This window comes from Mucilaginibacter sp. R-33 (assembly GCF_049949235.1).
Lineage (GTDB): Bacteria > Bacteroidota > Bacteroidia > Sphingobacteriales > Sphingobacteriaceae > Mucilaginibacter.
In genome coordinates, this window is the sequence record NZ_CP188089.1 from 1,253,397 (window position 1) to 1,277,605 (window position 24,209).

A 24,209-nucleotide genomic window follows, 5' to 3' on the forward strand; every position below is an offset into this window, starting at 1 on the left:
TAGTACCATACAAAATAAAAATAGTACCATTAAGGAAGATAGTATTGTGTGTAGTTTTGTAATATGTTACAAAGCATTCCAACAATTGATATTTGCACACTTGCCGATGATATAAAGCAGGATGAGGTCCTGATCAGCAGGTTTGCGCCTTACCTGGATGCCCACAAAAACCTTTTCTTTCCGCACCGCCACTCGTTTTACCACCTGGTATTGTTTACTGATGGTGGTGGTTCGCATACCATAGATTTTGAAAGCTTTGAGGTAAAACCGGGTCAGATTTACTTTATGATTCCTGGTCAGGTGCATTCATGGGATTTTGAAGGTTTTATCGATGGTTATATTATTAACTTTTCAAGCTCCTTTATCCAATCGTTTTTATTGCGGTCGGGGTATTTTGACAATTTTTTCTTTTTGAACGGTAACCCGAAGGATGAAGTGATTGATTTACCAGCAGATCAGTTATCGGTGATAATTTCCCTTTTTGAGAAAATATTAGCCGAGGTTGAAAAACCGGCCGCTTTAGGCAGCGATATGGTTAAACTACTTATGCTGCAGATATTTATCCTCATAAGCCGTTGCGGGGGAAAGGCTGATAACTTCGGGAAACAGGGTTATAATCAAACCCTGATCCGCAACTTTCAAAAACTGATTGAGCAGCATTATATCGATGTGAAGCTCCCTAAAGATTATGCAGAACTGCTTTATATCACCCCCAATCATTTAAACGCGGTATGTAAAGATGTACTTGGCCTGTCGGCAGGAGAGGTGATCCGTAACCGTACTTTGCTTGAAGCAAAAAGACTATTAACTAATCCGAAGCTTAATATCAGCGAGATTGCTTTTAACCTTAATTTTAGCGATAACTCCTATTTTACCAAGTTCTTTAAAAAAATTGAGGGCATTACCCCCGAAGAGTTCAGAAAAAAAACCTTAAACAATAAATCATAACATTATGGAAACCCCTAAATATAAATTATCCGCCTGGTCTGCCTTTGTAAACGCCAAATGTCCGCGTTGCAGGCGCGGCGACCTGTTTGCTACCGGCATGTATGAATTTAAAGGACAGGAGATGCATAAAACGTGTTCACACTGCGGCCTGGTGTATGAGCGTGAACCAGGCTATTTTTATGTGGCGATGTTTGCCAGCTACGCGCTTAACGTTGCCGAGATGGTTACACTGGCAGTTGCTATCAGCGTTTTAACAGGTAGCAGTAACCCCTGGTTGTATGTAACTATTATTTTAGGTGTAGCGGTAGTTTTAGCGCCATTTAATTTCAGGTATTCAAGAGTGATGCTTTTGCACTGGCTTACACCGGGCTTACATTATCATCCGGAGATGAGCGAGGATAAAACGAAATAATTTAATTGACTGAGATACATACAGATGCCCTTGATTGAAAAATTAAGGGCATTTTCATTTAAACCAAAACCTGCAGCTACAGTCATAATAATAACAAGCTTGATTTATATAAATTAAATAAGTATTTGAAATTAAGCTATTTATAATCACTTAAAATCTATTATCATGAAAGCGAAACTTAAATCACTGAAAGCCGATCTATATAATGTATTTGTAGTAGGGAATGCCGATGACAAGCAATTGGCAAAAGCATACTTTTTGCTGGCTATTCCTTTATTCGCGATATTTTTTGGCCTGGGCTCATTTCCCAAATTCTGATCATAAAAAAAACAGTCGGAGCGTTTTGCGGCGACTGTTTACAACTGTTTCTAACTAATTAACTAACTATTAAACTAAATTACTTTTCGATTGGGTTAAGGCCCAGGTAATTTGCAGCAAAAAATAAATTGTTATTGATTTTGTGCCAGGCCTGGTGGCTGCCGATCGCATATCGGTTTAAAACATCATAGTAATAAGAATCCGAGAATGTGAGCCGGGTGTTTATTTCTGAATTATACAATGAATCTTTGCCTAAGTAGATGCCGCTGCGTTGCGCAGGTTTGTCGAATTTTTTTTCGGGTGTTGAGGCAAACATATTGGCACAAGCTACCAAAATTAGAGATGCTGCAACCAAAACAAGAAAATGGTAAAATAATTTCATAAGCAAGGTATAAGTTTTAAAAGATGCCTCCGGATGTTCAGAAACATATTATGCTCCAAAAATAACCAACGCTATATAAAAAGTAATCAGGGATTTCACCGTTTTGCGTACGTAGTTTTACGCAATTTTTAATAGACACAGGTGAATAGTTAAATGTAGAAAGAAAATTTGATATAACGTTGATATTTCTTTAAAAAAAATTAAAACCTTTTACCTTGTGGTCGCTTCATAACGGGTGTTGATGCATTCGATAATGTTTCGGCAATTGCAGGTACGGTCTTTTCGGGACCTGGCAGATGGAAAGAGTTCCAAAGCAAGCTTTTCGGTTCCTTACGGGCTGGCTGTTGACGCAGGAAAAGTTTATATTGCCGATACTTTCAATAATTTGAAAATGGTAATTGCTGCGCAATGACCATTTTCCTTTATAAATTAACATCAATGTGATAGCCGGCAGGGGTAAAAAAACTTATTTTTGCCGGCGATATGAATAACTCGCTTAAAAACAAATACGACAGCATAATTTTTGATCTTGATGGTACCCTTTGGGATAGTACCGCTAATGTGGCCCTTGCATGGCAGGCGGCTATCAGTAAGGTAGAATATATTAAAGAGGAAATGACGCAGGAACGTGTGCGTTCGATCACAGGGATGACCTATGACGCCATTTTTGATAAATTATTCCCTGAGCTTAATGCAGAGCAACGTAAAGAAGTACAATCACTTTGTGCTGTAAGTGAGCTGGAAATATTACATACCAAAGGAGGGGAGCTGTACCCCGGGTTAGAAGAAACGCTTAAATATCTTGCCGCAAACTATAAGCTTTATATTGTAAGCAATTGCCAAAATGGTTACATCGAACTGTTTTTGGATCTGAACCAATTGCATGGTCATTTTCTTGGACACCAGTGCTTTGGCACAAAAGGAAACCCTAAGGCCGATAATATCAAAGATGTGGTTAACGATCACCAATTGAAAGCCCCGGTTTACGTAGGTGATACCATGGGTGATTATAATGCCGCCAAGCAAGCCGGTGTACCTTTTATTTTTGCAAATTATGGTTTTGGCGTTGTACCCGATGGCATGGTAGCAACCATCAGTAACTTTGCCGAGCTTAAAGAGCTGCTTTAAACTTATGTGTTTTTATCACATTGGGTTTGAATAGTTGTTAGGCCAATTGCCTGGAAAGGTAATGCAGTCAATAATATACATGCTATCAAGTATTATATATAATTAAACGACTTGGTAATCGGATCGTTGGCTTTTGGCTTTGTGCGTTCCGCTGTAAGCTTTCGTATAATGATAATCCTATTGTAAAACAATTTTCGGCTTTTGCCTTTGTACTTTCAGCTTTACTGCTAAAAAGTTAATTTAGTAAAATGAAGTTTATCAAATATCTGCCGGTAGCCATATTACTTGTTTTTTTTGTATCCTGTAAACCCAAAACCAAATCAATGCAGGTGCCTGTAGTTGGTTTTGTTGATGCTTTTGAAGATGCCACCATATCTCAGGCCCGTAAAGGTTTTACAGATGCCCTGAGCAAAAATGGTTTCAGCGAAGAAAAGAAAACCGTGCAGATTGAGTACAGCAATGCCCAGGGCGATATCCCAACGCTTACACAGATAGTTAACCACTTTGTTACTGATAGTGTTAACCTGCTGGCAACGTGTACAACGCTGTCAACCGTAACGGCGCTTCAAAAAACAAAATATATCCCGGTTTTTGCTATGGTATCGCCAACTGCCGAACGTATGAAGGTTGTTGATGCCAACGGTAAAGCTCCTGCCAACCTTTTTGGCGCGGTAGAGGATCTTAATTATATTGATACTTCGTTCAGTATCATCCCCAAGCTGCTTAAGCCCAAAGGCGCGAAGCTGGTTATCGGGATGATCTATAACCAGTCGGAACCGCAATCGGCAGATGCCTTAACCCGTATTAAAACATTGGCCGCGGGCTTGAATGTTGATATTGTAGCGCTTCCGTTAAATACATCTGCCGATGCGCAGTTGGTTACGCAGTCGCTGCTAAGTAAAAACATCGACGCCTTTTTTGCTAATCCGGATAATACCGTTTTTGCATCTTTTGAAACCATCCTGAAAAACTGTAATCAAAAAAACATCCCGATTTTTACAAGCGAAGCAGGCTTAGTGCAACGAGGCGCCGTAGCTGCTTTTGGGGCTGATATTTATCAATGGGGATACCAGGCAGGGGAGCAGGCAGCCCAATTTCTTAAAACCCATAAAACCGATGGCCTGCAGCCTGAAATGGTAAAGATCAGAAAGAGGGTATATAACCCGGCTGCTGCTAAAAAATACAATATTACCATTCCGCCAAATTTTGAGCCTGTAAAATAAATGGATTTTTACCTTACCGCTTTACTGCAAGGCCTATGCTTTTCGGCCATAGCGCTGGGGATCTATATATCCATGAAGATCTTTAATATTCCGGATATCACTACCGATGGCACTTATACGCTTGGTGGTGTGGTAACTGCTGTATTGTTGACCAATCATCAGCCCACCTATGTTATTTTACCTGCCGTTATTTTGGCAGGAGGAACAGCGGGCGCGCTTACCGGTATTATCCATACCAAATTAAAGATTAATGCACTGCTGGCCGGCATCCTGGTCATGACAGCACTTTACTCGGTTAACCTTACTGTTTTAGGCCGGTCGAATTTACCGCTTATCAATTTGCCTTCGTTATTTACTATAGTAAATATTGTGGGCGATCCCAATCAAAATACATTCTGGATCCTGGCCATTTTTGTTATCGTGATCACTTTTTTGATCGGCTACCTGCTCAAAACCGATTTTGGTATAGCCATGCGGGCTACAGGTAACAGTGAATCAATGATTCGTTCGTTAGGTGTAAATACCGACAGGATGAAAATCACCGGGCTGGCTTTGGCCAACGCGCTCACGGCTTTGAGCGGTTACCTGGTAGCCCAGTTCCAGGGTTTTGCAGATATCAGCATGGGCATTGGAATTGTAATAGTAGGGTTAGGATCGGTGATCATAGCCGAAACATTGATCAATTGGTTTAAACTTACCTCGGTATGGTTAAGCCTGGTATTGGTATTAGCAGGGGCGGTGATATTTCAGCTGGTATTGGCGGTTACCCTTTCGGTAGGTGTCGATCCTAAATTACTTAAAATAGTAACTGCCGGTTTTGTGCTGGTAATTGTAAGCCTGCCGCGTTTATCTTTATTAAGATCATCATGATAACGATAACCGACATACATAAGATATTTAATAAAGGTAAGGCTAACCAGGTAAACGCGGTTAATGGCGTTATGCTGGAGATACAAAGCGGTGAGTTTTTGGTGATCGTTGGTTCGAATGGCTCAGGCAAAACCACCTTGCTTAATTTAATTGCCGGCAGTGTATTGCCTGATAAGGGTGCAATAAGCATTGATGGCGTCGATGTAACCAAACTGCCTGATTATAAACGCAGTCAATGGATCGCGAGGGTATTCCAAAACCCTTTGAGTGGTACTGCGCCAGATCTTAGTATTTTAGATAATTTTCGGTTGGCTTCGCTCCGCACAAAAAGAAAAGGTTTATCCGTTGGGGTAAACGATTTTTTTAAAAAACAGGTGCAGGAAAAAGTAGCCGGCCTTAGTATGGGCTTGCAGGATAAGATAGACCAGCCGATGGGTACCTTATCCGGAGGACAACGGCAGGCGCTTACCCTGTTGATGAGCGTAATGGACAGTTGCAAGGTTTTACTGCTCGATGAACCCACGGCAGCCCTCGACCCACGTTCGGCCGATGTAGTAATGCGGACGGCTGATACACTGATCCGTGATTTTAACCTGACGGCTGTATTCATCACGCATAATTTAAGGGACGCTTTTAATTATGGTACACGAATAATACAAATGGGCGAGGGGTTGATTATTAACGACTTATCTGGCGCGAGCAAAGCTTCTTTAAAACAAAGCGACTTGTTCGACTGGTTTGCATAAAAATTGGCAAAGTAATTGTACAGCTACCCGTACTATGAAAAATAATAATTTTGAAACCATATCCGACGCTTACCAGTTAGTAAGCGGTGCTAAAATAAAAGGCAAAAAGCACGACGAAATATTTGAACTTGGCGCATATGATGCCCTTAAACGCGGCTATGTACTTTACCCGCTTGAACACGGCGTTAAGTTTGATGATTTCAGCGTCATGATCTCTGAAAAAGAATTAAAAAACAACTTCCTGATTGAGGCAGTTAAACAAAACGCAATAGCAGCTTGATTTTAGGCTGCTATTTTTTCACATTGCTTTTTCAAGTCATATAAAGTCAATAAACCTCATGCACAGGGTATTGGGCTGTGCATGAACACTTCCTCTCTTGCTTTTCTCGTTCAATAATTGTAAGTTTGTATTCATAAAGTACAAACCGATGCTGTTTAATAAATCAATCTGCTCAACAATAATGTGGCCCATGGTGTCACAGCAGAAGGGTTTTGTGTCGATAATTCTCTTCTCTACTCCGGTGTAGTGCTTTTGAAGCACCCGAACCGATCCTGCATTTACCACATTAGTATAACATTAAGCCTTACATAAACGTAAGCTTAACTGAATTTGAAATTTTATATGGACAATTATTATTCAATAGAAGAAAAGTACCTCCAGGCTGTTGATGAACTATCGTTCGGAGAGACACCTAAGGGCTTAAACATATTAAACCAGATCATTACAGATGAGCCATTTTTTGCAAGGGCACATTACCAGTTGGGGATGATCTACTATTACAAGATCCAGGATTACCAAACCGCAGGTTATCATTTTAAAACCTGTATGGAGCTGGAGCCATCTTTTCCGGATAATTATACCCATTATCTTGACCTGGTAGTATTCCTGGGAATGGATAAGCTGGTTTCAACCATTTCGGCCCAGGCTTTAACCACACCGGGAGTGAACAAGGCCCGCACCTTTGAGCTGCTTGGTTTATTTTATGAAAAGCAAAAGGACTGGAATAAATCCTTAGGTTATTACCAGGAAGCCTTTATGGAAGTGACCGAAAAAGACGAGCGTAAAGACATTGAAGATAGTTTTAAACGCGTACGCTCAAAAATGAAGCAAAAACAGGCTTACCTCTATTTCATTACAGAATAAACTTAAATAGCTGTTTAATTGGATACTTAACGAATAAGCCCCTAATAAAGGGGCTTGTTCGTTAGAAAAAAATCATAATTAATAACGTATGTTTAAAGATAAGCTATTGTCGTAAGTTGCTGTTATACAATAAAGACACAATTTTTGTGAAAAATGTGCAGAGGCTGTAAATTGCATTGTAATAATTAAATTGTCCTCTTTACATCTTAATCGTGATTTAGCCATGCCTAAATATTTAGTGAAGCAATTGTTATTACTCGCAGTTATAGCTGTGATTGTTTTCCTCTTCAAGTATCTGATAGCGTTGTACGCTGTTAACAGATGAATTTAAATAGCCGGTAAATGCACCTCAGCCATCATGCACCTCGCGCTGCCGCCGCCATTAGTTTCAATGGTATTGATATCAGTATAAACCAGCTTTCCATACTGTTGTAAAGCGGAACGCTGCGCTTCAGTCAAAACGCCGAAAGCATTTTGCGACATCACGATCAAAGTATCACCGGCTTTGTTCTTCACCTCCAGCATATTGCCCGCAAACTGGTTCATCTGCTCAAAAGTGATTTCAATAATTTCTTTGTGCGATGATTTTAACGATTCGATAACCGTTATCCTTTCGTGCGGGTTAGGGATACTATCCAAACAGATCACCGCGAACCGGCTGCCGATGCACATCAGCACATTGGTGTGATATATAGCTTTGCCTTTTTCATCTACAGCTTCAAAACTAATGGGCTGATAACCCGATTGCTCACAGAAATAATTAAGCACATCTTTATCTGTTCGGGGAGACAAACAGGCGTATGCTATCTTATTGTCCCTGTCAAGCACCATGCTGCCGGTACCTTCCAAAAAGCGGTGGTCATGCTCAAAACGGCTTAGGTCAATTACATGGGCTACTTTAAATTTATCCTCCAGGTCAGTTATGATATCTTCCCTGCGTTCAAGCCGGCGGTTTTCGGCCTGCATGGGGTAAAGGAAAACGCCGCCATCATTGTGAAAAGATACCCAGTTGTTAGGAAATATCGAATCGGGCGTATAGGGCTGTGGGGTGTCATCTACAACGGTAACATCTACACCATTATGGCGCAAAATGTTAACCATACTATTAAACTCACTCAAGGCTTTTTCCTGTACGCCATTTTTTTCGGCATCAGGGTTTTGGAAAGCATTGCTTGCAGCGGTTTCCTCGTTAAACCCGAAATTAACCGGGCGGATCATTAATATATGTGATGTTGATTGACTCATGGTTTTTGTCATTATTTCATTAGGTCATTGAGTCATTTTTTTTAAATCATGCGAAGCAATGACTTAATGCCCAATGACTCAATGATAAATTAAATTACAGCGTCCCTGAATACCGGCATGCTCATGCAATGGAAACCACCGCGGGCACGGGAAAGCTCGGCTGAAGGCATTAATATCAGCGTATCGGTTAAACTTTGCGGGTCAAGTTCATTATTCTCAAATTTTTGAAGCAATTCGGCTACCCGGATCACATTAAAGCCACCTTCTTTAAAAGCCTCTACAGTTTTATCATTCCGATCATATCCAACAACAACGCCTTCTTTTAGTGCAAGCAGGTTGCAGGAGTCTGTCCATTGTTCACGGGCATCAAAGGGAAAGGTGTTGTTGCCCGAGTAAATAAACTTTGTTTTTACACCGCTTTTGAGATCGTTCTCGCTGATGTCGGAAAGCAGGTCCTCAATACAACCAAATAGCCTTGGTTTTTCATCTTTTTCAAACTGAACAATTTCCGCCCGTTCTTTTTGTTTTTTATCAGCAAACCATGATATCGGCTCCCGCTCCTCAATAGGGGCTTCGGCCACCGCAAGCGAGCGGAGTAGTACCCAGGTATCGCGCTTTACCTGTGTAAAAACAGTATCGATATGCATATAATCACGCTTGTTTGGAATTTTTACGATGGTTACCTTCTTCACAACATCGTGTTCAAACAACAGCCTGATAGCTTCATTGGCACCGCTGACAGATGTCCGCTCGCTGCAGCCGATCACTAAATGATCAGGACTTACCATCATCACATCGCCGCCTTCTAAAGTTGTGCGGCCTTCCGCGTCTTCGCCCGGGCGTAAAAAATGCTGCGCGGTTTCAGGAATCTCCAAAATATTATCGCGATAAGCTTCAAACAGCGGATGATTGAAAAATATGTAACGCATCAGCAAAGTTTCGCGGAAACGGGCTTTCTTTGCCGGCTTGTTGAGCAGCATATGATTATTAACCGCTATACCCAAATCCCTCGAAAAAATAAGATTGGGGATAGGGGCAAAGATCATTTCTTCGGTTGTTAACGAGCCCGAAATAAAGATCTTGGCCAGCTCAACCGGGTCGGTATCGGTAAGTTGCTGTTGTAAACGGTAATTGCAGCTTTCAACCGCGCATACAGCAGCTACCAGTTTTTTACGGATATCAGGCTGCTGTAAAATATCGGCCAGCAGGGTTTGGATCTCGATAACTTTATCTGATGAATGGAAGCCTGCATTATCAGGTTTAAAAAACGAACGGCGGGTAGCTTCATCATCAATTTGATGCAGCTTGCCTTTTATTTTATCCGGATCAAGAAAATAGAGCAACAGCTTTACGTAGTAATCATATTCATTCCTGCGTACCGTATCCAGGTGGATTATATCCTCAAAAAGCCAGTCCTGCGCCTTTGAAGGCACAACCTTGCCCAGGCCGCTATCCGGGCTGTGAATAAGCAGTGAACGCAGTGTGCCAATTTCGGAGGTAACATCTATTTTAAAATCGGAGTTGGTTAATGTCATATAGTACTATAATCGTACACAAATCTATCAGAAATTAAATTACAAAACGGGCTTATCCGGCAAAATTAAGGTTGAGTGATATTTGCCTGTTTTTATTATTTAAACTCAGGACGTGGATGTGTTGATTATAATCAGATGGAGCTCTTATTCAATGATCTCCTGGTAAGTATTTCTTTCCATCTTGATATTTAATCTTTGCAGCATTGCCTTCATATCAAAACCATGTTGCTGATATAGTTGCTGAACGGCCTCTTTAGCTTTTTGTAAAACATCTTCGTTTTGCCAAATGGCGGTTGTAATGCAAATGAGGTTGCCTTGTTCGTCATAACGTTCAAAAGCCCTGTCTTCAATAAAGCCCTCAAGTTTTTTAATAAAGTCCCTGTTGATTTTCATTCGTTCTTTAAATTCCTGTTGAGCTGTTGCGGGAACAATAAACTGATCTATAAATATCTGTTTCATGATAATCCTTGTTTTTTCTTCAAAAATCGGGACAATGAAAACTCAATGCTTGTAAAAAATCATTGATTTACCAGGCTTGCGGTATTTTAAAGAACTCGGTAGGGCTTAATCCTGTAAACAGTTTAAATTCTTTATTGAAATGTGGCTGGTCAAAGTACCCCGCTTCTAAAGCTACCTGGCTGAGCGAACCGTTTTTAGGTTTACTATTAAGTATCGACCTGATCTTGATAATATTGGAAAACTGCTTTGGCGAAGTACCAACCACTCGCCTGAAGCGTTTTTCAAGCGCATCCTGGCTTATATAATGAGTATCGGCAAGGTCCTTAATTTTGATCATGCCTTTTGATAAGCGGATCTTTTGCAGGGCAGATATGATCAGCTGGTCCTGTTTGTGGTTCTCAATATGTTTAAGCAGGAATTGTTCGGTGATGATTACCCTTTGCTGATTATTGGGTGCTTCTGCCAGTTGTTCTTCAATTAACGCTAATTCATCCGGTGCAATAAAATTATCAAGCGGAACACTTGCCTCAAACAATTCATGAAGTGGATTTTTGAAAAACGCTGCCGCTCCGGCTGCTTTAAATAATACCAGCATATTGCCTGTGCCTGGTGCGTAATTAATTAGCCTCGGCGATTTTTTTAAGCCGGTGATCAAAGAGGAGGGAAGTTTACTGCTATGCGTCTGGGTAATATCGCTGATCTTACCACCGTACCTGAACGCCATTACCAGCGATGTATCGGGCAAAATACGATTAACCAGATCATTTGCAGTCTCGATAAAAACGTATTGCCGTATAAAAGGCTTTAGTATTTCGCCGGGCGTAAAGCGTTCAATATGCATTTAACTAAGATACAGAATTTGTTAATCAGAAAATTCCCGCCCGGCGCGACTCAAGATTGTATTAATACGGATCAACATCGGGCTGTACAATACTGCCCGTGCTAAGTTTGGTTGTATAATACTCAGTGATCACGTCCCTTAAAACAGTTTTTGCCTTTATAATAGAGATCCCATCCTTCTCAAATTTGAGCATAATGCTTTTAATGTAATAATTGCGGATCCTGCTGATGAGCGGCTGCTCCGGGCCAATCACCCGCTCGCCGAAATGCTCCCGGAGACGCGCGCCGAGATATTCGGCCTGGTTATGGAGCACATCGGGATTTTTATGCTTGATATCGAGGTTGATGATCCGGTAGAAGGGAGGGTATTTAAAGCTTTTCCGCTCTTCCATCTCGGTAAAATAAAGATCGGCGTAGTTGTTATCAATCACCTGCTTTAACACCCGGTGATAAATATCATAGGTTTGCACAATTACTTTGCCCTGCTTGCCCCGGCGGCCGGCCCTGCCGCTTACCTGTGCAAGCAATTGAAACCCACGCTCATTTGCCCTATAGTCAGGGAATTTCAGCAGGCTATCAGCATTAATAATACCAATCAGTGTCACATCTGAAAAATCAAGCCCTTTGGCCACCATCTGGGTGCCAACCAATATATCTATCCTTTTCTCTTCCAGATCGTTGAGGATAGTTTGCAGGGAATTTCGTGACCGTGTAGTATCAAGGTCCATCCGGGCAATCCGGGCTTCGGGCAATAAAACACTCAGTTCATCTTCAATTTTTTCGGTACCGAAGCCTTTATATTCCAGGTGGGTGGAGCCGCAGGCGGGGCATATGGATGGCGTATCTTCCTTGTAACCGCAGTAATGGCAATGCAGCTTGCCGCTGCTTTTATGATAGGTAAGGCTTACATCGCAATTGATACATTTGGGTGTATAAGCACATACTTTGCACATCAGGATGGGGGCATATCCACGGCGGTTTTGGAATAAAATTACCTGTTCTTTATTTTCAAGCGCCTGTTTGATGCCCTCCATCAGCACGCTGGTAAAGTGCGACTGGATAGTTTTTTGTTTGGTTTCATGAGCGATGCTCACCACCTGCACATCGGGCAGCTCAACGCCGCCAAAGCGTTCGGTAAGCTCTGCAAAGCCGTATTTATGAGTGCGGGCGTTATAGTAGCTTTCAAAAGATGGCGTGGCCGAACCCAAAAGCACTTTACCCTGGTGCATGTTAGCCAAAAAAATCGAGGCGTCGCGTGCGTTGTAACGCGGCGCCGGATCAAATTGCTTGTATGATGTTTCGTGTTCCTCATCAACAATGATCAATCCCAGATCGGCAAAAGGTAAAAACACGGATGACCGCGCGCCGAGCACAATCTTATACTCTCCGCTTAAAACTTTCTGCCAAACCTCTACCCGCTCATTGTCATTAAAGCGCGAATGATAAACGCCGATATCAGCACCAAAATACATCCGTAGCCTTTCAATAATATGTGTTGTAAGTGCAATTTCGGGCAGCAGGTAAAGTACCTGCCTTCCGCTACGAACTATCTCTTCTATCAGCCTTACATATAATTGTGTTTTGCCTGATGAGGTTACGCCATGCAACAGCGTTACATCTTTTTCTTTAAACTGCCCGCGGATACTTTGAAGTACCTCCGTTTGTTGTTCGCTTAATTCAAAGTTATTGCCTTCTTCTCCTTCTTCCTCAAAATGCAGACGGCTAACGCTCCTGTCCTCCGAAAAGAAGATCTCTTTTTCAATGAGCGATTTAATGCTTGATTCACCTGCACCGCTTTCTTCAATAAGTTCGTTTTTGGTGATGTTTTTTTGATGACGGGAAAGCTTGATGTAAGCTAATAGGGCATCGGCCTGTTTAGGCGCGCGCTTTTCCAATATCGGGAATAACTCCCTCAGATTATCCTGATTGTTATAAACCGGGTTAAGCGTAATAAAAGTGCGTTTGCGGGGCTTATAACGTTCGTTTACCTCTTCGGATATGTTGATGATGTTTTTTTCAAACATCAGCTTCAATATCGGCATTACAGTTTTCTGCCCCAAAAGCTTGGTAATATCGCTTATAGTAAGCTCCGGCTGAATTTCGAGGGCTTCAACAATTAAAAACTCTTTATCATGAAGCGTGGTTTTATCTATCTCATATTCCCGGTTAAGCATGATGCGGGTTTCGCTGGCCAGTTTCAGTGCCGATGGCAGCGCGGCGTTCATAACTTCGCCTATGTTGCACATATAGTAATCTGCCAGCCACTGCCAAAATTCGAGCTGTTTAAGGGTTACAACCGGGCGGTCATCCAGGATCTCGATGATATATTTTGCTTCGTACTTTTCGGGCGCCAGTTTACCTATCTCTTTAACAATAGCTGTATAAAGCTTGCTTTTGCCGAACTGTACCACCACTCTTTTGCCAATAGCAATAGCATCGTTTTGCTCATAAGGAACCCGGTAGGTGTAGTTTTTTGAAATAGCCAATGGCAAAATCACTTCGGCAAAAAGTGTTTCGCGGTCGGTATGTTCAATTTCGGCAAACTCTAACATCGTTTATTATTTGTTGCGGATAGCAGCTAATGCCAGCATCAACCAGCCCAAAATAAACAATAAACCACCAATGGGTGTAATTGGCCCCATGGCTATAAGCCAGTTCCAGCCAAGCAGATCGCGACATGACAACAGGTACAGCGAACCTGAAAAGAATATAATGCCGAAAGTGAACAGGTAGTAAGCTGCTGATATTAAGCCCCCGCTCTTTTCGCGCGCAAAAACCGCTAAAAAAAGCAGGGCAAATACATGATAAAAGTTGTATTGTACAGCAGTATGCCAAACCTCAAGCTGGGCCGGAGCAAGCAATGCTTTTAAACCGTGGGCTCCAAAAGCGCCGGTTATAACGGCCAGCATACCTAAAAACGAAGCGGTAATAATTATTTGTTTGTTCATGCGATATAAAAAGCTAAGTTAACCAATTGAAAGTATTACTTTAACGCCGTGGGGTAAAATTCTATATTTGCTGCACGCCCCCTGCTATGAAACGACTGATAGTAACCACTATATTTTTGATTATAGCTACCGTGCTGATAACGGTGTTATATTTTAAAAATTTAAGTCCCCCGGGAGTGCGTACCGGGCAGGTTATGCGTGCTATTCCTGATAATGCGGTGGCAGTATTTGAGTTTGGTAATGAAAAGGGATTTTATGATATTTTTGCCGGCAACCAGCTCTTAAGCACTTTTGTTGGCCCCGCCAAATTACATGAACTTGATACCTTACGTAAGTTGCTCATTGCCTCTCCGCAGCTTGATCAGTTTTTTGCAGGCCAAAACATTTTCGTTTCCCTTCATCCTACAAATAATGATAATATAGATTTGCTTGTAACTACTTCGGCATCAAAAGCTTTTTCAGCAACTATGTTTAATCATTTAACAGGCAGTGCCAAAAACGCTTTACAAATAGCGCCTATGCAGATAGCGGCAAGCCAGGGTTATAATATATATGTCAAGCCGCTCGACAAACATTTTTACCTCATTAAAACCGGCGACAATATATTTTCGGGCAGTTTTTCAAAAGATTTGGTTGATCATAGCGCCATCTACCAGCAGGATAAAGGCCATAATGGCTTTGTACCGTTGCCTGAGCAGCAAAATGCCAATTCACTTGCCAATCTTTATATTAATTACAACCAGCTTAATCCGTTTTTTGATCAACTGTTCCTTAATAAAACTACCGATCTTTTTAAGAGCTTTAGAATGCTGCCGGCCTATGCGGCATTGAACTTGAATTATAAAAGCGATGCTTTGATGTTTAACGGGTTTACTACTAAACGAAATAATGCAACCAGTTATTTAAACATTTTTTCGGCCCAGCAACCTGTCGAGAATCATTTAAAAGATATCTTCCCGGCTACAACTGCCTACAGCACAAGTTTCGCCGTTTCAGATCCTAAAAAGTTTGAGGCCGACCTTTCACAATGGCACGATAAAGCGGGAGTGGGCAGGGAAAAGAATGAACTTTTGAACAAGGTAAAATCAGAAGCAGGGCTGTTTGTAAAACCTGAGTTTGAAAAGCTGCTTGGTAACGAGTTCGCGATTGTAACAACGCGATACTTTGAAAAATTTGCCATCATTTCTGTTAAAGATGGCTCAAAGCTTTTTCCGGTGATGATGAACATCAGTAATATGGTTACTGATAAAGTAGGCCAGTTTAATTATGAAAAACTGCCGTTCTTTTTATTGGGCGATGCTTTCAGCATTTTCCGAAAACCTTACTTTATGATCATTGATAATTATCTCATACTTGCCACGTCGATATCCGAGTTGGAAAGCTATAACGACACTTACTTCAATCGCAAATTCATAGGCAAAACCGATCAGTATACCCAGTTTGATAATTTGCTGGCCGAAAGGAGCAATGTGGCCTTCTTTATTAACTTTAAAAACATGCAGCCTGTATTAAAACGCGATTTAAAAAGGTCTTTTTACGATGCTTTTGAAAACAGCGACCCCGGTTGGAAAAATTACTATGGTGCAGCCTTCCAGCTCACCGCATCCGACAAAAACTTTTATACCAATTTTTGCATGCGCCTGAATGTGCCGGATACAAGTGCAGTAAAAAAATAAATTTGTTTACGTTTACACAACAATACCCGCGCAATTTCGTAAAACATTACAAAAAGCAATTTGTAAAAAATTTACAGACAATCAGCCTTGAGTTCTTTTCTTTAAGAAAATTCGGGGGCAAGATATGTGAGCCAATTATGAATAAGATTTTCTTTACTATTCTTTTCTTTATCTTTTATTCTTTATCCGTATCGGCTCAACAGTTTTCGCAGTATAATACCGGCACGCTTTACGATTCATTTGAAAATCCTTCACAAAGAGCCTTTATCCCTGATTCGAGCCGGGGGGTAGCATTCAATTTTTTTATCCCTAATTTCGATGCTAATTTTTATATAACGGGGGATGTACAACGGCCGCTAAAAAGCCGTGCATTTGCAAGCCCTTCGTATTATAATACCTCATCACTGCGGATTGGCCAAAATGCTTTAAATCATTTTAATGCCAATGCCAATGCCTATGCGGTAATGCTCAAGTTTTTCACCAGCTTAAACGGTAATGTTGAAATGGGCTTTTCGGCCCAAACTAAAGTAGAAAGTAAAGGCCTGGTCACCGATGAATCGATAGCTTTTCTTGATGGACCGTCAAATTTTGCGCGTGATAATTATGATAATATATTCAACAATCATTATAGGGTGCAGATGTACGACCAGTTAAGTTATATTTACCGGGAGCAGGTTAATAAACAACTGTCGTTAGGTTTTAAGCTGAGCTACCTGTCTGGTGTTCAGTATAACAAAATAGATGTGGAGGAATCGAGCCTGCAAATTAACCGGGACGCGGCAAATCCTGACAATGACAATGCAGATGTTTATATGAGGGGGCGGTATTACAGGAGCTATGTGCCGGGCAGACTGGACGGGCGTGACTTTTTACCAACGTTTCGTAACCCCGGCGCATCGATATCAATGGGGGCAACTTACCGAACAGAGGATGGGATCCTGATACAAGGAAATATAAAAGACCTTGGCTTTATTCACTGGAACAAGCGCTCAACCATTACTGATTTTAATAACACAATAAATATAACAGATATTACATCTCAGCATCGTGATGAGAATATATATAATGCTGTATATGACTTGTTCAGAGCCAACGGAGTAGTTACCTCATTTAATACAAAAACCAATGCCAAAGCCGAATTGAGCGTATCCAAAAGCTATTGGCTTGATGATGAAAAAACATTTAGGTACTTTCCCACGGTTGTAGCCCAAAAAGAAATGTTCTTTTCCGGTTTTACCGGTGCAATGGTTAACTCGGTACAAAAAAACAATTTGATAGCTACCTTAACGGCCACTTATGACGATTATAAATTATTTAATCTGGGCGCACAAATTATGGTAAAATCCCCTAATGTCGAATTTTTTATAGGCTCCGAACGCTTACTAAATACAGGCCGCCTTACCTTCGCCGCTTTAAATAATACCAATCAAATAAATAGAGTGGGGAACTATAGCGGGGCGGATATCTTCTTGGGCTTTTCACTTAAATTTGGACGGGTAATTGAACACCCCATGAACTCCAGCTATATCCCAATGGGCGAAAAAGGATTTTTGGGCCGTTTGTTTGGCCGCATTTTTAAAACTAATAATTAAAGCGCTTTTTTTCCGGCTATAAAATCTTTAAGGTAGTAAGGCTCGTAATAAGCTACATCTTCAAATGCGCCATCAGCAAATTTTTGAGCTGCTTTTTGGGTAAGATATGTTGCTGAGTTTACAAAATCATCCAAAAACGAGGCATTTGGGCTTTCACTTAAAACACCTTTGCATTTTTCGGCACCATCACCAAAAAACAGGATCTGATGGTCTTTCAAATAGTTGGCAAAGCTGTTTCCTTCTATAATATCAGCAGCTGTTTCACGCACTCTGTTGCCGGCTGCATCAAATAATGCGGTGTAAACCTCCATTCGGCGGGCATCTATCATAGGGCATAACAGCATATTACCATCAGCAGCAAACCCCGGGGCGTTAATAACGCCATGAGCCATAGCCTCAAGTGTTTCAATTGCTATCAAAGGCTTATCAAGGGCGAAGCACAATCCTTTGGCGGTAGATACGCCTATCCGTAAACCGGTGTATGACCCCGGACCACTGCTCACAGCAATAGCGTCAAGCTCGTTATAACTTACTCCCAAATTATTTAGTAATTCATTGATATATAAAGTAATAACTTCAGCATGGATATTACGGACGTTTATTTGCTTAAAGTCCAAAACCTTGCCATCTCGGGCAAGTGCTACCGAGCAGGATGTTGTTGCTGTTTCTATTTGAAGTATAAGACTCATATTATAAATTTATGGTACCGGATCATGCCCATGACCACCCCAGGGATTACAACTGGCAATGCGCTTTATGGTTAACCAACCGCCTTTAAAAGCACCATGCTTCCTGATGGCTTCAACACCGTACTGCGAGCAGGTGGGTGTATACCGGCATGATGCAGCCGAAAGCGGCGATATAAAATATTGGTAAAATTTGATCAGGATGATGAAAACTCCCCCAACTATTGCCTTTAAAAACCTGGCGATTGTTTCCATAAGCCCATTCATGTTAATTAGCCGTGACTGGTATTGCAGCAGTTAACTCACCGGAAAGTTGGGCAAGCATCCTCAGCATTTTTTTTTCGATGAAAGGGTATGGCTCAATTTCTTTGCCTACATAGCCTACCGAAACAATTATCTTTTTATCCGCTTGCTGCAGAATATGATAAAGATGCTGCTGTTTGTGGAGCCTGTACGCTTCGCGCATCAGGCGTTTTACCAAATTACGGTCGACAGCGTGCTTATAACGCTTTTTGGGAACGGAAAAAAGAATTTGCGCAGGATAGGGCTGCGGCTCGGAATTGACAAGCCAGGATACCCGGAAGGGATAACATAAAAAAGAAGAACCGTTATGAAAAAGCTTGTCAATAAGCCTCTTGTTACATAACCGTTCTTCTTTTTTAAAAGTATACATAGTTGCCATTTTTGAACCGAAGGATAAAGCAGATAAGCGGTTCCAGACCCTTGTAAATAGGGTAGGGCAACCTCAATTATGCTTTGTGCCTGCCTTCGTCAGAAACAGTTAACCTTTTTCTGCCTTTAGCTCTTCTGGCTGCTAATATTCTCCTACCGTTAGCAGTTGACATGCGTTCACGGAAACCGTGTTTATTTCTTCTTTTTCTTTGAGAAGGCTGAAACGTTCTTTTCATGGCTATATTTTATTCTATTCGTCTTTTTAAAACAAGAGCGCAAATGTAGTTATTTTATTTAATAATTCAAACACTATTTTTCTTATTTATAATAACATGTGTGCTGCCGCCCGGCAGCCACGAATCAGCGGCTCTTTTTTTGAAAAACTAATTGCATGCGCAATAATTAAATTCAAAATCCTGTTCATTATCTGAACTAAATAACAGCGCTAAGCTGTCATTCCAAATCATATTAAAAAGTTAAATTTAAACATTAATTATTTGTTACAGATTCAGATTTTGCAACAATGTGCACTCGCGAACTACGGCATTTGTTAAAAAACGCTGAATAAGCAGGGCTGAGTCATTAACAAAGTGTAAATTCAACAGCAAATGAAATTAATCCTTTCCGCAATATTCATATTTCTATCGGCTGTTACCATAGCGCAGGAGCTACCTGCAACACATTATAAAATTTACAGCACATCGGCACAAAAGATCATCACGCCCGACGATATTGTTAATGACATGGCCAATGCTGATGTGCTTTTCTTTGGCGAAGAGCATAATGATTCAACGGCGCACTATCTGGAGTTTAGCTTGTTCAAAAAGCTTTCGGAAAAATATCCGCAGAAAACAGCGCTTTCCATGGAGATGTTTCAAACTGACTGTCAACTGGTGCTGAATGAATATCTCGCGGGGCTTATTCGCGAAAAAAATCTGGTAACAGATGCGCGTACCTGGCCTAACTATAAGGATTACAAACCGCTTGTTGAACTTGCCAAATCCAATCATCTGCCGGTAATAGCAGCCAACGCCCCAACCCGCTATACCAACATGGTTACACGCGGCGGACTTGACGCTTTAAAGCAGCTTGATGCCCAGGCTAAAAGCTATCTTGCGCCGCTGCCTATCGATACCGCTACCGGAGCTTATTATGATAAATTTGCTAAAATAATGGGAGGTCATGCCTCAATGCCGGGCATGCAGATTTACCAATCGCAAAACCTTTGGGATGCTACGATGGGCTGGTCAATAGCGAAATTCCTGAAAAAACACTCAGGTTTTAAAGTATTACAGCTTAACGGCGGCTTTCACAGTGAAGAAAAACTGGGCGCGGTAGCCCAACTTAAAAAATACGCACCCAAATTACGCGTGCTTAACATAGCAACCTACATGGATGATAGTTTTGACAAGCCCGACTGGAGCAAATTAGCCGGCATGGCCGACTATATTATTTTAACTGATCCTAAGTTGCCAAAAACTTTTTGACAGTTCATTGTTGATAGTTCATAGATCATAGCTATTATGGAAAAAAACTATGATCCATGAACTATGATCCATTAAGCTTTCTTAGCCAGTAAATCGCGGATTTCGGTAAGTAAAACTTCTTCTTTAGTTGGTTCAGGTGGTGCTGCCGGGGCTGCTTCTTCTTTTTTCTTCAACGAGTTGATACCCTTAACAATTAAAAAGATACAAAAAGCAACGATCAAAAAATCAATTACATTATTGATAAATAAACCGTAATTAATTGCGGTTTCGGGTGTTTTATCAACAGCCGGCTTAAGTACATATTTTAAATCTTTAAAATCGATACCCCCGGTTGCCATGCCAATAGGCGGCATAATAATATCTGCAACCAGCGAGGTAACAATTTTACCAAAAGCGGCGCCGATGATAACACCAACTGCGAGGTCAACCACGTTTCCGCGCATTGCAAATTCTTTGAACTCTTTTACTATTGCCATAAATTAAAGTTTGGTTACTTAAAGTTAATAATATTACTCAAACTATCTATTTATATAGATTTTTTGTTCGCCCTAAAACAATTGGCATGCTTAAAACATTTAACAACTTTAAAAGCAGATACCTCAAGTAATTTTTAGTTGATATTAATTTGATGTATTTTTGGCTACATCTTAATTATGCTTAAACAGAACCTTCAACAAAAACTTTTACAAAAACTTTCGCCCCAGCAAATACAATTTATAAAATTGCTGCAGGTGCCTACTGTTTCGCTTGATACCCGGATAAAAGAAGAACTGGAAGAAAACCCCGCACTTGAAGATCTGAGCCTTACCAACCTAAACGAGCCCGAAGAACAATATCCCGACCGCGACCCCGACGAAGATAATTATAACAACGATGAGGAAAAGGGCGAGATGGATGAATTTAATATTGACGACTACCTGCAGGAAGACAACGTAAATGATTACGGATCACGCTATGATCAAAATGGTGATGACGAGGATGAGCGTAAAGAGATCCCTATTGCCGTGCAAAGTTCGTTTTTTGAAAGTCTGCAAGCACAGTTAGACTTGCTTCCCCTGAGTGATAAAGATTTCATGATCGGCAAGCAGATCATCGGCAGCCTGGATGACGACGGCTATCTGCGCCGTCCCATTATGTCGCTAACTGACGACCTTGCATTTTCACAAAATGTATTGGCTGAGGATGACGAAGTAGAAGAGATGCTCAAGGTGATCCAGGGCTTTGACCCTCCTGGGGTAGGCGCGCGCAGCTTACAGGAATGCCTGCTGATCCAGCTTAGAAAAAAAGACGCAAGCGACCCGATCGTAAAAAAAGCCATACAAGTTGTTGAACATTATTTGGATGAGTTTACCCGCAAACATTACGATAAGCTTGAAAAATCATTGAGTATGAACTCGGCTGAGTTACGTGCCGTGGTTAATGAGATCTTAAAACTCAATCCCAAACCCGGTGATTCAAACGAGATCAACACCAAACAAATGCAGGTGATCCCAGATTTTCATATCACTAACAACGATGGCACGCTCATCCTCACTCTCAACTCCAAAAACGCGCCCGAACTTAGGGTAAGCCGCTCATACCAGGAAATGTTTCAGCATTATGACAAGGCTTCCCAAAAAGATAAAAAACTGAAGGAAGCAGTGCAATTTGTAAAGCAAAAGCTTGATTCGGCCAAGTGGTTTATTGATGCTATTAAACAGCGCCAGCAAACGCTGCTTAAAACCATGAATGCCATTATGCAGTATCAGTATGAGTTTTTCCTTACCGGTGATGATAAAAACCTGAAGCCAATGATCCTGAAGGACATTGCCGACCGTATTGGCATGGATATTTCAACAGTGTCGCGCGTAGCCAACTCTAAATATGTACAAACGGAATTTGGTACCTTCCTGTTAAAATCCTTCTTCTCCGAAGCCATCCAAACTGAAAGCGGTGAGGAAGTATCCAATAAAGAGGTTAAAAAGATTTTGGAAGAACATATTGGCAAAGAAGATAAACGTCATCCGCTTGCTGATGAAAAATTGACCGAAATACTCAAAGATGCAGGCTACAACATAGCCCGCCGTACCGTAGCCAAATACCGCGAACAAATGAACATCCCGGTAGCAAGGTTGAGGAAGGAGTTGTAGCTTTTTAGAGATTCTTCAAAAGACATCTGTTACTCGCAATGATGTGTGAAAATTATATTTGATAATCAACACCTTGTAATCACGACATTATAAGGCACGTAGTAATCCCCGACTTACAAAAAAACTATCAAAGCCATTCTCCACCACGTCATTGCGAGGCACGAAGCAATCCCCAATTGGCAGAGAAATCATACTTTTTTCGCGTTAGCAAAATATTAAAGAATATATTTATTAAATGGTTATGCAACGCGGCGGATGTACTTACATCGTCACAAATAAAACGCATTCAGTGTTATATACGGGGGGTACATCAGATATTATCGGCAGGATCTGGGATCACAAGAACAAAACTTATCCCAAAAGCTTTACTGCTAAATGCAACTGTAATAAATTGGTGTATTATATTTTCTATTCCCATATCGAAGAGGCTATTGCTGCTGAAAAGGCCCTAAAAGGTGGAAATAGACAGATGAAAGTTGATCTTATCAATCAATTGAATCCTGAATGGAAAGATCTGTATGAAGATTTAACAAAAGAATAACTAACTGATTTTCGAAGCGACTCTGTACGGTTAATAAAAACGCCTTAAGAACCTAGTTCTTAAGGCGTTTTTATTATATGTACTTTCAACTTATACATTCACAGCACAAAGCTCGCGAACTTTAGCTACTACAAAATCAACTTCCTCTTTTGTATTATACTTTGAGAACGAGAACCTAACCGATGGCCTTGAAGAGCTGGCCCCGATAGCAGTTAACACGTGCGAACCAATATCACTGCCCGAACTGCAGGCACTACCGCCGGAAGCCGAGATACCGGCAATATCAAGGTTAAACAGCAGCATATCGCTCATTTCCATCTCGGGGAAAGCCACGTTCAATACTGTATACAAACTTTTTTCGGGGTCGGTTTCGCCGTTAAAGCTTACACCGGGTACGTTAGCAACCAGTTGCTCCATCATGTATGATTTTAAGCCCTGAATGTAGTTTTGGTGCTGTTCCATTTCGCCGTAAGCAAGTTCAAGCGCTTTGGCCAAACCAACTATACCATAAATATTTTCGGTACCGCCGCGCATGTTGCGTTCCTGGGCGCCACCGTAAATAAATGGTTTTATTTTGATTTTATGATTGATATGCAGGAAACCCACTCCCTTAGGGCCATGCAATTTATGACCGGCACATACCACAAAGTGAGCTTTAAGCTTGCTCAGGTCATGCTGGTAGTGGCCCATGGTTTGCACAGTATCGCAATGATAAATGGCATTGTATGTTTCGCACAGGTCACCAATGCGTTCCATGTCAGATAGGGTGCCTATTTCGTTATTGGCATGCATTAATGAAACAAAACTGCGTTCATTTTCTTTCAATAATGCTTCCAGGTGATTATAATCAATAACACCCTTGCTGTCTATATTTACCAGGCTCAATTTAATAATGCCCGATTTTTCCATTGCTTCCAGCGTGTGGAGCACTGCGTGATGCTCGGTGGGGCTGGTGATAGCATGGGTGATTTTGTGATCAATGATCCCGCACCTGATAGCCGTATTATCGGCCTCCGTACCGCTTGACGTAAAAAAGATTTCGGCGGGCGAGGTGTGCAGTAAACCGGCAATCGTTTTCCGCGAACGCTCAATTAAAGTACGGGCTTCCCTGCCGTGGGCATGTATTGACGACGGATTACCAAACTGGCTTTCCATCACCTTATACATCTCCTTCATCACATCAGGATCAAGCGGTGTAGTGGCGGCATTATCAAAATAAACGCGCATT

General features: G+C 41.3%; 28 protein-coding genes. 15 read left to right on the forward strand and 13 right to left on the reverse strand.

Annotated features, from left to right (window positions below):
* Window positions 1–63: 63 nt before the first annotated feature.
* The 3 genes from ACP26M_RS05475 to ACP26M_RS05485 all read left to right on the forward strand — a co-directional run bounded on the left by ACP26M_RS05475 (window position 64) and on the right by ACP26M_RS05485 (window position 1,678).
* Window positions 64–948, forward strand: coding sequence for a helix-turn-helix domain-containing protein (locus ACP26M_RS05475; protein ID WP_426586884.1), 885 nt, complete (start codon window positions 64–66; stop codon window positions 946–948).
* Window positions 949–952: 4 nt separating this feature from the next.
* On the forward strand, window positions 953–1,360 hold the full coding sequence (locus ACP26M_RS05480; protein WP_091162649.1) for a DUF983 domain-containing protein: 408 nt from the start codon (window positions 953–955) through the stop codon (window positions 1,358–1,360).
* Between the two features lie 165 nt (window positions 1,361–1,525).
* A complete protein-coding gene (locus tag ACP26M_RS05485) occupies window positions 1,526–1,678 on the forward strand; it encodes a hypothetical protein (protein ID WP_426586886.1) in 153 nt (50 codons plus the stop codon).
* Between the two features lie 79 nt (window positions 1,679–1,757).
* Here the strand turns inward: ACP26M_RS05485 and ACP26M_RS05490 are convergent, their stop codons facing one another.
* A complete protein-coding gene (locus ACP26M_RS05490; protein WP_426586888.1) occupies window positions 1,758–2,060 on the reverse strand; it encodes a hypothetical protein in 303 nt (100 codons plus the stop codon).
* Between the two features lie 241 nt (window positions 2,061–2,301).
* On the opposite strand from ACP26M_RS05490, the gene ACP26M_RS05495 reads away from it, so the two are divergent.
* The 7 genes from ACP26M_RS05495 (at window position 2,302) to ACP26M_RS05525 (ending at window position 7,171) form a co-directional block, all read left to right on the forward strand.
* Window positions 2,302–2,472 carry a hypothetical protein gene (locus tag ACP26M_RS05495; protein ID WP_426586890.1) on the forward strand — a complete coding sequence of 57 codons (171 nt, stop codon included), beginning with the start codon at window positions 2,302–2,304 and terminating at the stop codon, window positions 2,470–2,472.
* Window positions 2,473–2,543: 71 nt separating this feature from the next.
* Window positions 2,544–3,188, forward strand: coding sequence for an HAD family hydrolase (locus tag ACP26M_RS05500; protein ID WP_426586892.1), 645 nt, complete (start codon window positions 2,544–2,546; stop codon window positions 3,186–3,188).
* 248 nt (window positions 3,189–3,436) lie between these two features.
* Window positions 3,437–4,411 carry an ABC transporter substrate-binding protein gene (locus ACP26M_RS05505; protein ID WP_426586894.1) on the forward strand — a complete coding sequence of 325 codons (975 nt, stop codon included), beginning with the start codon at window positions 3,437–3,439 and terminating at the stop codon, window positions 4,409–4,411.
* Window positions 4,412–5,281, forward strand: coding sequence for an ABC transporter permease (locus ACP26M_RS05510; RefSeq protein ID WP_426586896.1), 870 nt, complete (start codon window positions 4,412–4,414; stop codon window positions 5,279–5,281). It begins immediately after the preceding gene.
* Window positions 5,278–6,027 (forward strand): ABC transporter ATP-binding protein, encoded by a 750-nt coding sequence (locus tag ACP26M_RS05515; RefSeq protein WP_426586898.1) that lies wholly within the window; start codon window positions 5,278–5,280, stop codon window positions 6,025–6,027. Before ACP26M_RS05510 ends, ACP26M_RS05515 begins: the two co-directional genes overlap by 4 nt.
* Window positions 6,028–6,061: 34 nt before the next feature.
* Window positions 6,062–6,307, forward strand: a complete 246-nt coding sequence (locus ACP26M_RS05520; protein ID WP_091162656.1) for a hypothetical protein — start codon at window positions 6,062–6,064, stop codon at window positions 6,305–6,307.
* A gap of 342 nt (window positions 6,308–6,649) precedes the next feature.
* Complete coding sequence (locus ACP26M_RS05525; RefSeq protein ID WP_090527040.1) at window positions 6,650–7,171, forward strand: tetratricopeptide repeat protein; 522 nt, start codon at window positions 6,650–6,652, stop codon at window positions 7,169–7,171.
* Window positions 7,172–7,498: 327 nt separating this feature from the next.
* Here ACP26M_RS05525 and ctlX read toward each other — a convergent pair whose 3' ends face one another.
* The 6 genes from ctlX to ACP26M_RS05555 all read right to left on the reverse strand — a co-directional run bounded on the left by ctlX (window position 7,499) and on the right by ACP26M_RS05555 (window position 14,198).
* Complete coding sequence (gene ctlX / locus ACP26M_RS05530; RefSeq protein ID WP_426586901.1) at window positions 7,499–8,416, reverse strand: citrulline utilization hydrolase CtlX; 918 nt, start codon at window positions 8,414–8,416, stop codon at window positions 7,499–7,501.
* Between the two features lie 89 nt (window positions 8,417–8,505).
* Complete coding sequence (locus ACP26M_RS05535; protein ID WP_426586903.1) at window positions 8,506–9,951, reverse strand: arginine deiminase family protein; 1,446 nt, start codon at window positions 9,949–9,951, stop codon at window positions 8,506–8,508.
* Window positions 9,952–10,095: 144 nt separating this feature from the next.
* A complete protein-coding gene (locus tag ACP26M_RS05540; RefSeq protein WP_426586905.1) occupies window positions 10,096–10,410 on the reverse strand; it encodes a hypothetical protein in 315 nt (104 codons plus the stop codon).
* A 67-nt stretch (window positions 10,411–10,477) separates the two neighbouring features.
* Entirely contained in the window at window positions 10,478–11,251 is a 774-nt protein-coding gene (locus ACP26M_RS05545) for an AraC family transcriptional regulator (RefSeq protein ID WP_426586906.1), read from the reverse strand.
* Window positions 11,252–11,312: 61 nt separating this feature from the next.
* Complete coding sequence (gene priA / locus ACP26M_RS05550; protein WP_426586908.1) at window positions 11,313–13,802, reverse strand: replication restart helicase PriA; 2,490 nt, start codon at window positions 13,800–13,802, stop codon at window positions 11,313–11,315.
* A 6-nt stretch (window positions 13,803–13,808) separates the two neighbouring features.
* On the reverse strand, window positions 13,809–14,198 hold the full coding sequence (locus ACP26M_RS05555) for a DUF423 domain-containing protein (RefSeq protein WP_090527050.1): 390 nt from the start codon (window positions 14,196–14,198) through the stop codon (window positions 13,809–13,811).
* An 86-nt stretch (window positions 14,199–14,284) separates the two neighbouring features.
* Between ACP26M_RS05555 and ACP26M_RS05560 the strand changes: the two genes are divergently transcribed.
* Both ACP26M_RS05560 and ACP26M_RS05565 read left to right on the forward strand, forming a co-directional pair.
* Entirely contained in the window at window positions 14,285–15,874 is a 1,590-nt protein-coding gene (locus ACP26M_RS05560) for a hypothetical protein (protein WP_426586911.1), read from the forward strand.
* Between the two features lie 137 nt (window positions 15,875–16,011).
* Window positions 16,012–17,466 (forward strand): DUF5723 family protein, encoded by a 1,455-nt coding sequence (locus ACP26M_RS05565; RefSeq protein WP_426586913.1) that lies wholly within the window; start codon window positions 16,012–16,014, stop codon window positions 17,464–17,466.
* On the opposite strand, the gene tsaB is transcribed toward ACP26M_RS05565, so the two are convergent.
* The 4 genes from tsaB to rpmH form a co-directional block, all read right to left on the reverse strand.
* On the reverse strand, window positions 17,463–18,155 hold the full coding sequence (gene tsaB / locus ACP26M_RS05570) for a tRNA (adenosine(37)-N6)-threonylcarbamoyltransferase complex dimerization subunit type 1 TsaB (protein WP_426586915.1): 693 nt from the start codon (window positions 18,153–18,155) through the stop codon (window positions 17,463–17,465). The genes ACP26M_RS05565 and tsaB overlap by 4 nt on opposite strands.
* A 9-nt stretch (window positions 18,156–18,164) precedes the next feature.
* A complete protein-coding gene (gene yidD / locus ACP26M_RS05575; RefSeq protein WP_426586917.1) occupies window positions 18,165–18,407 on the reverse strand; it encodes a membrane protein insertion efficiency factor YidD in 243 nt (80 codons plus the stop codon).
* Window positions 18,408–18,420: 13 nt separating this feature from the next.
* A complete protein-coding gene (locus tag ACP26M_RS05580) occupies window positions 18,421–18,825 on the reverse strand; it encodes a ribonuclease P protein component (protein WP_426586919.1) in 405 nt (134 codons plus the stop codon).
* 76 nt (window positions 18,826–18,901) lie between these two features.
* Window positions 18,902–19,060, reverse strand: a complete 159-nt coding sequence (rpmH, locus tag ACP26M_RS05585) for a 50S ribosomal protein L34 (protein ID WP_110583460.1) — start codon at window positions 19,058–19,060, stop codon at window positions 18,902–18,904.
* 372 nt (window positions 19,061–19,432) lie between these two features.
* On the opposite strand from rpmH, the gene ACP26M_RS05590 reads away from it, so the two are divergent.
* Window positions 19,433–20,311, forward strand: a complete 879-nt coding sequence (locus ACP26M_RS05590) for a ChaN family lipoprotein (protein WP_426586921.1) — start codon at window positions 19,433–19,435, stop codon at window positions 20,309–20,311.
* A gap of 71 nt (window positions 20,312–20,382) precedes the next feature.
* Here the strand turns inward: ACP26M_RS05590 and mscL are convergent, their stop codons facing one another.
* On the reverse strand, window positions 20,383–20,787 hold the full coding sequence (gene mscL, locus ACP26M_RS05595) for a large-conductance mechanosensitive channel protein MscL (protein WP_090527064.1): 405 nt from the start codon (window positions 20,785–20,787) through the stop codon (window positions 20,383–20,385).
* Window positions 20,788–20,964: 177 nt separating this feature from the next.
* Here mscL and rpoN point away from each other — a divergent pair, with 177 nt between their 5' ends.
* Both rpoN and ACP26M_RS05605 read left to right on the forward strand, forming a co-directional pair.
* On the forward strand, window positions 20,965–22,440 hold the full coding sequence (gene rpoN / locus ACP26M_RS05600) for an RNA polymerase factor sigma-54 (RefSeq protein WP_426586923.1): 1,476 nt from the start codon (window positions 20,965–20,967) through the stop codon (window positions 22,438–22,440).
* Window positions 22,441–22,675: 235 nt separating this feature from the next.
* The gene (locus tag ACP26M_RS05605) at window positions 22,676–22,981 is read left to right on the forward strand and encodes a GIY-YIG nuclease family protein (protein WP_426586925.1); all 306 of its coding nucleotides are present in this window, start codon (window positions 22,676–22,678) and stop codon (window positions 22,979–22,981) included.
* Between the two features lie 90 nt (window positions 22,982–23,071).
* On the opposite strand, the gene ACP26M_RS05610 is transcribed toward ACP26M_RS05605, so the two are convergent.
* Entirely contained in the window at window positions 23,072–24,208 is a 1,137-nt protein-coding gene (locus ACP26M_RS05610; RefSeq protein WP_426586927.1) for a cysteine desulfurase family protein, read from the reverse strand.
* Between the last annotated feature and the right edge of the window lies 1 nt (window position 24,209).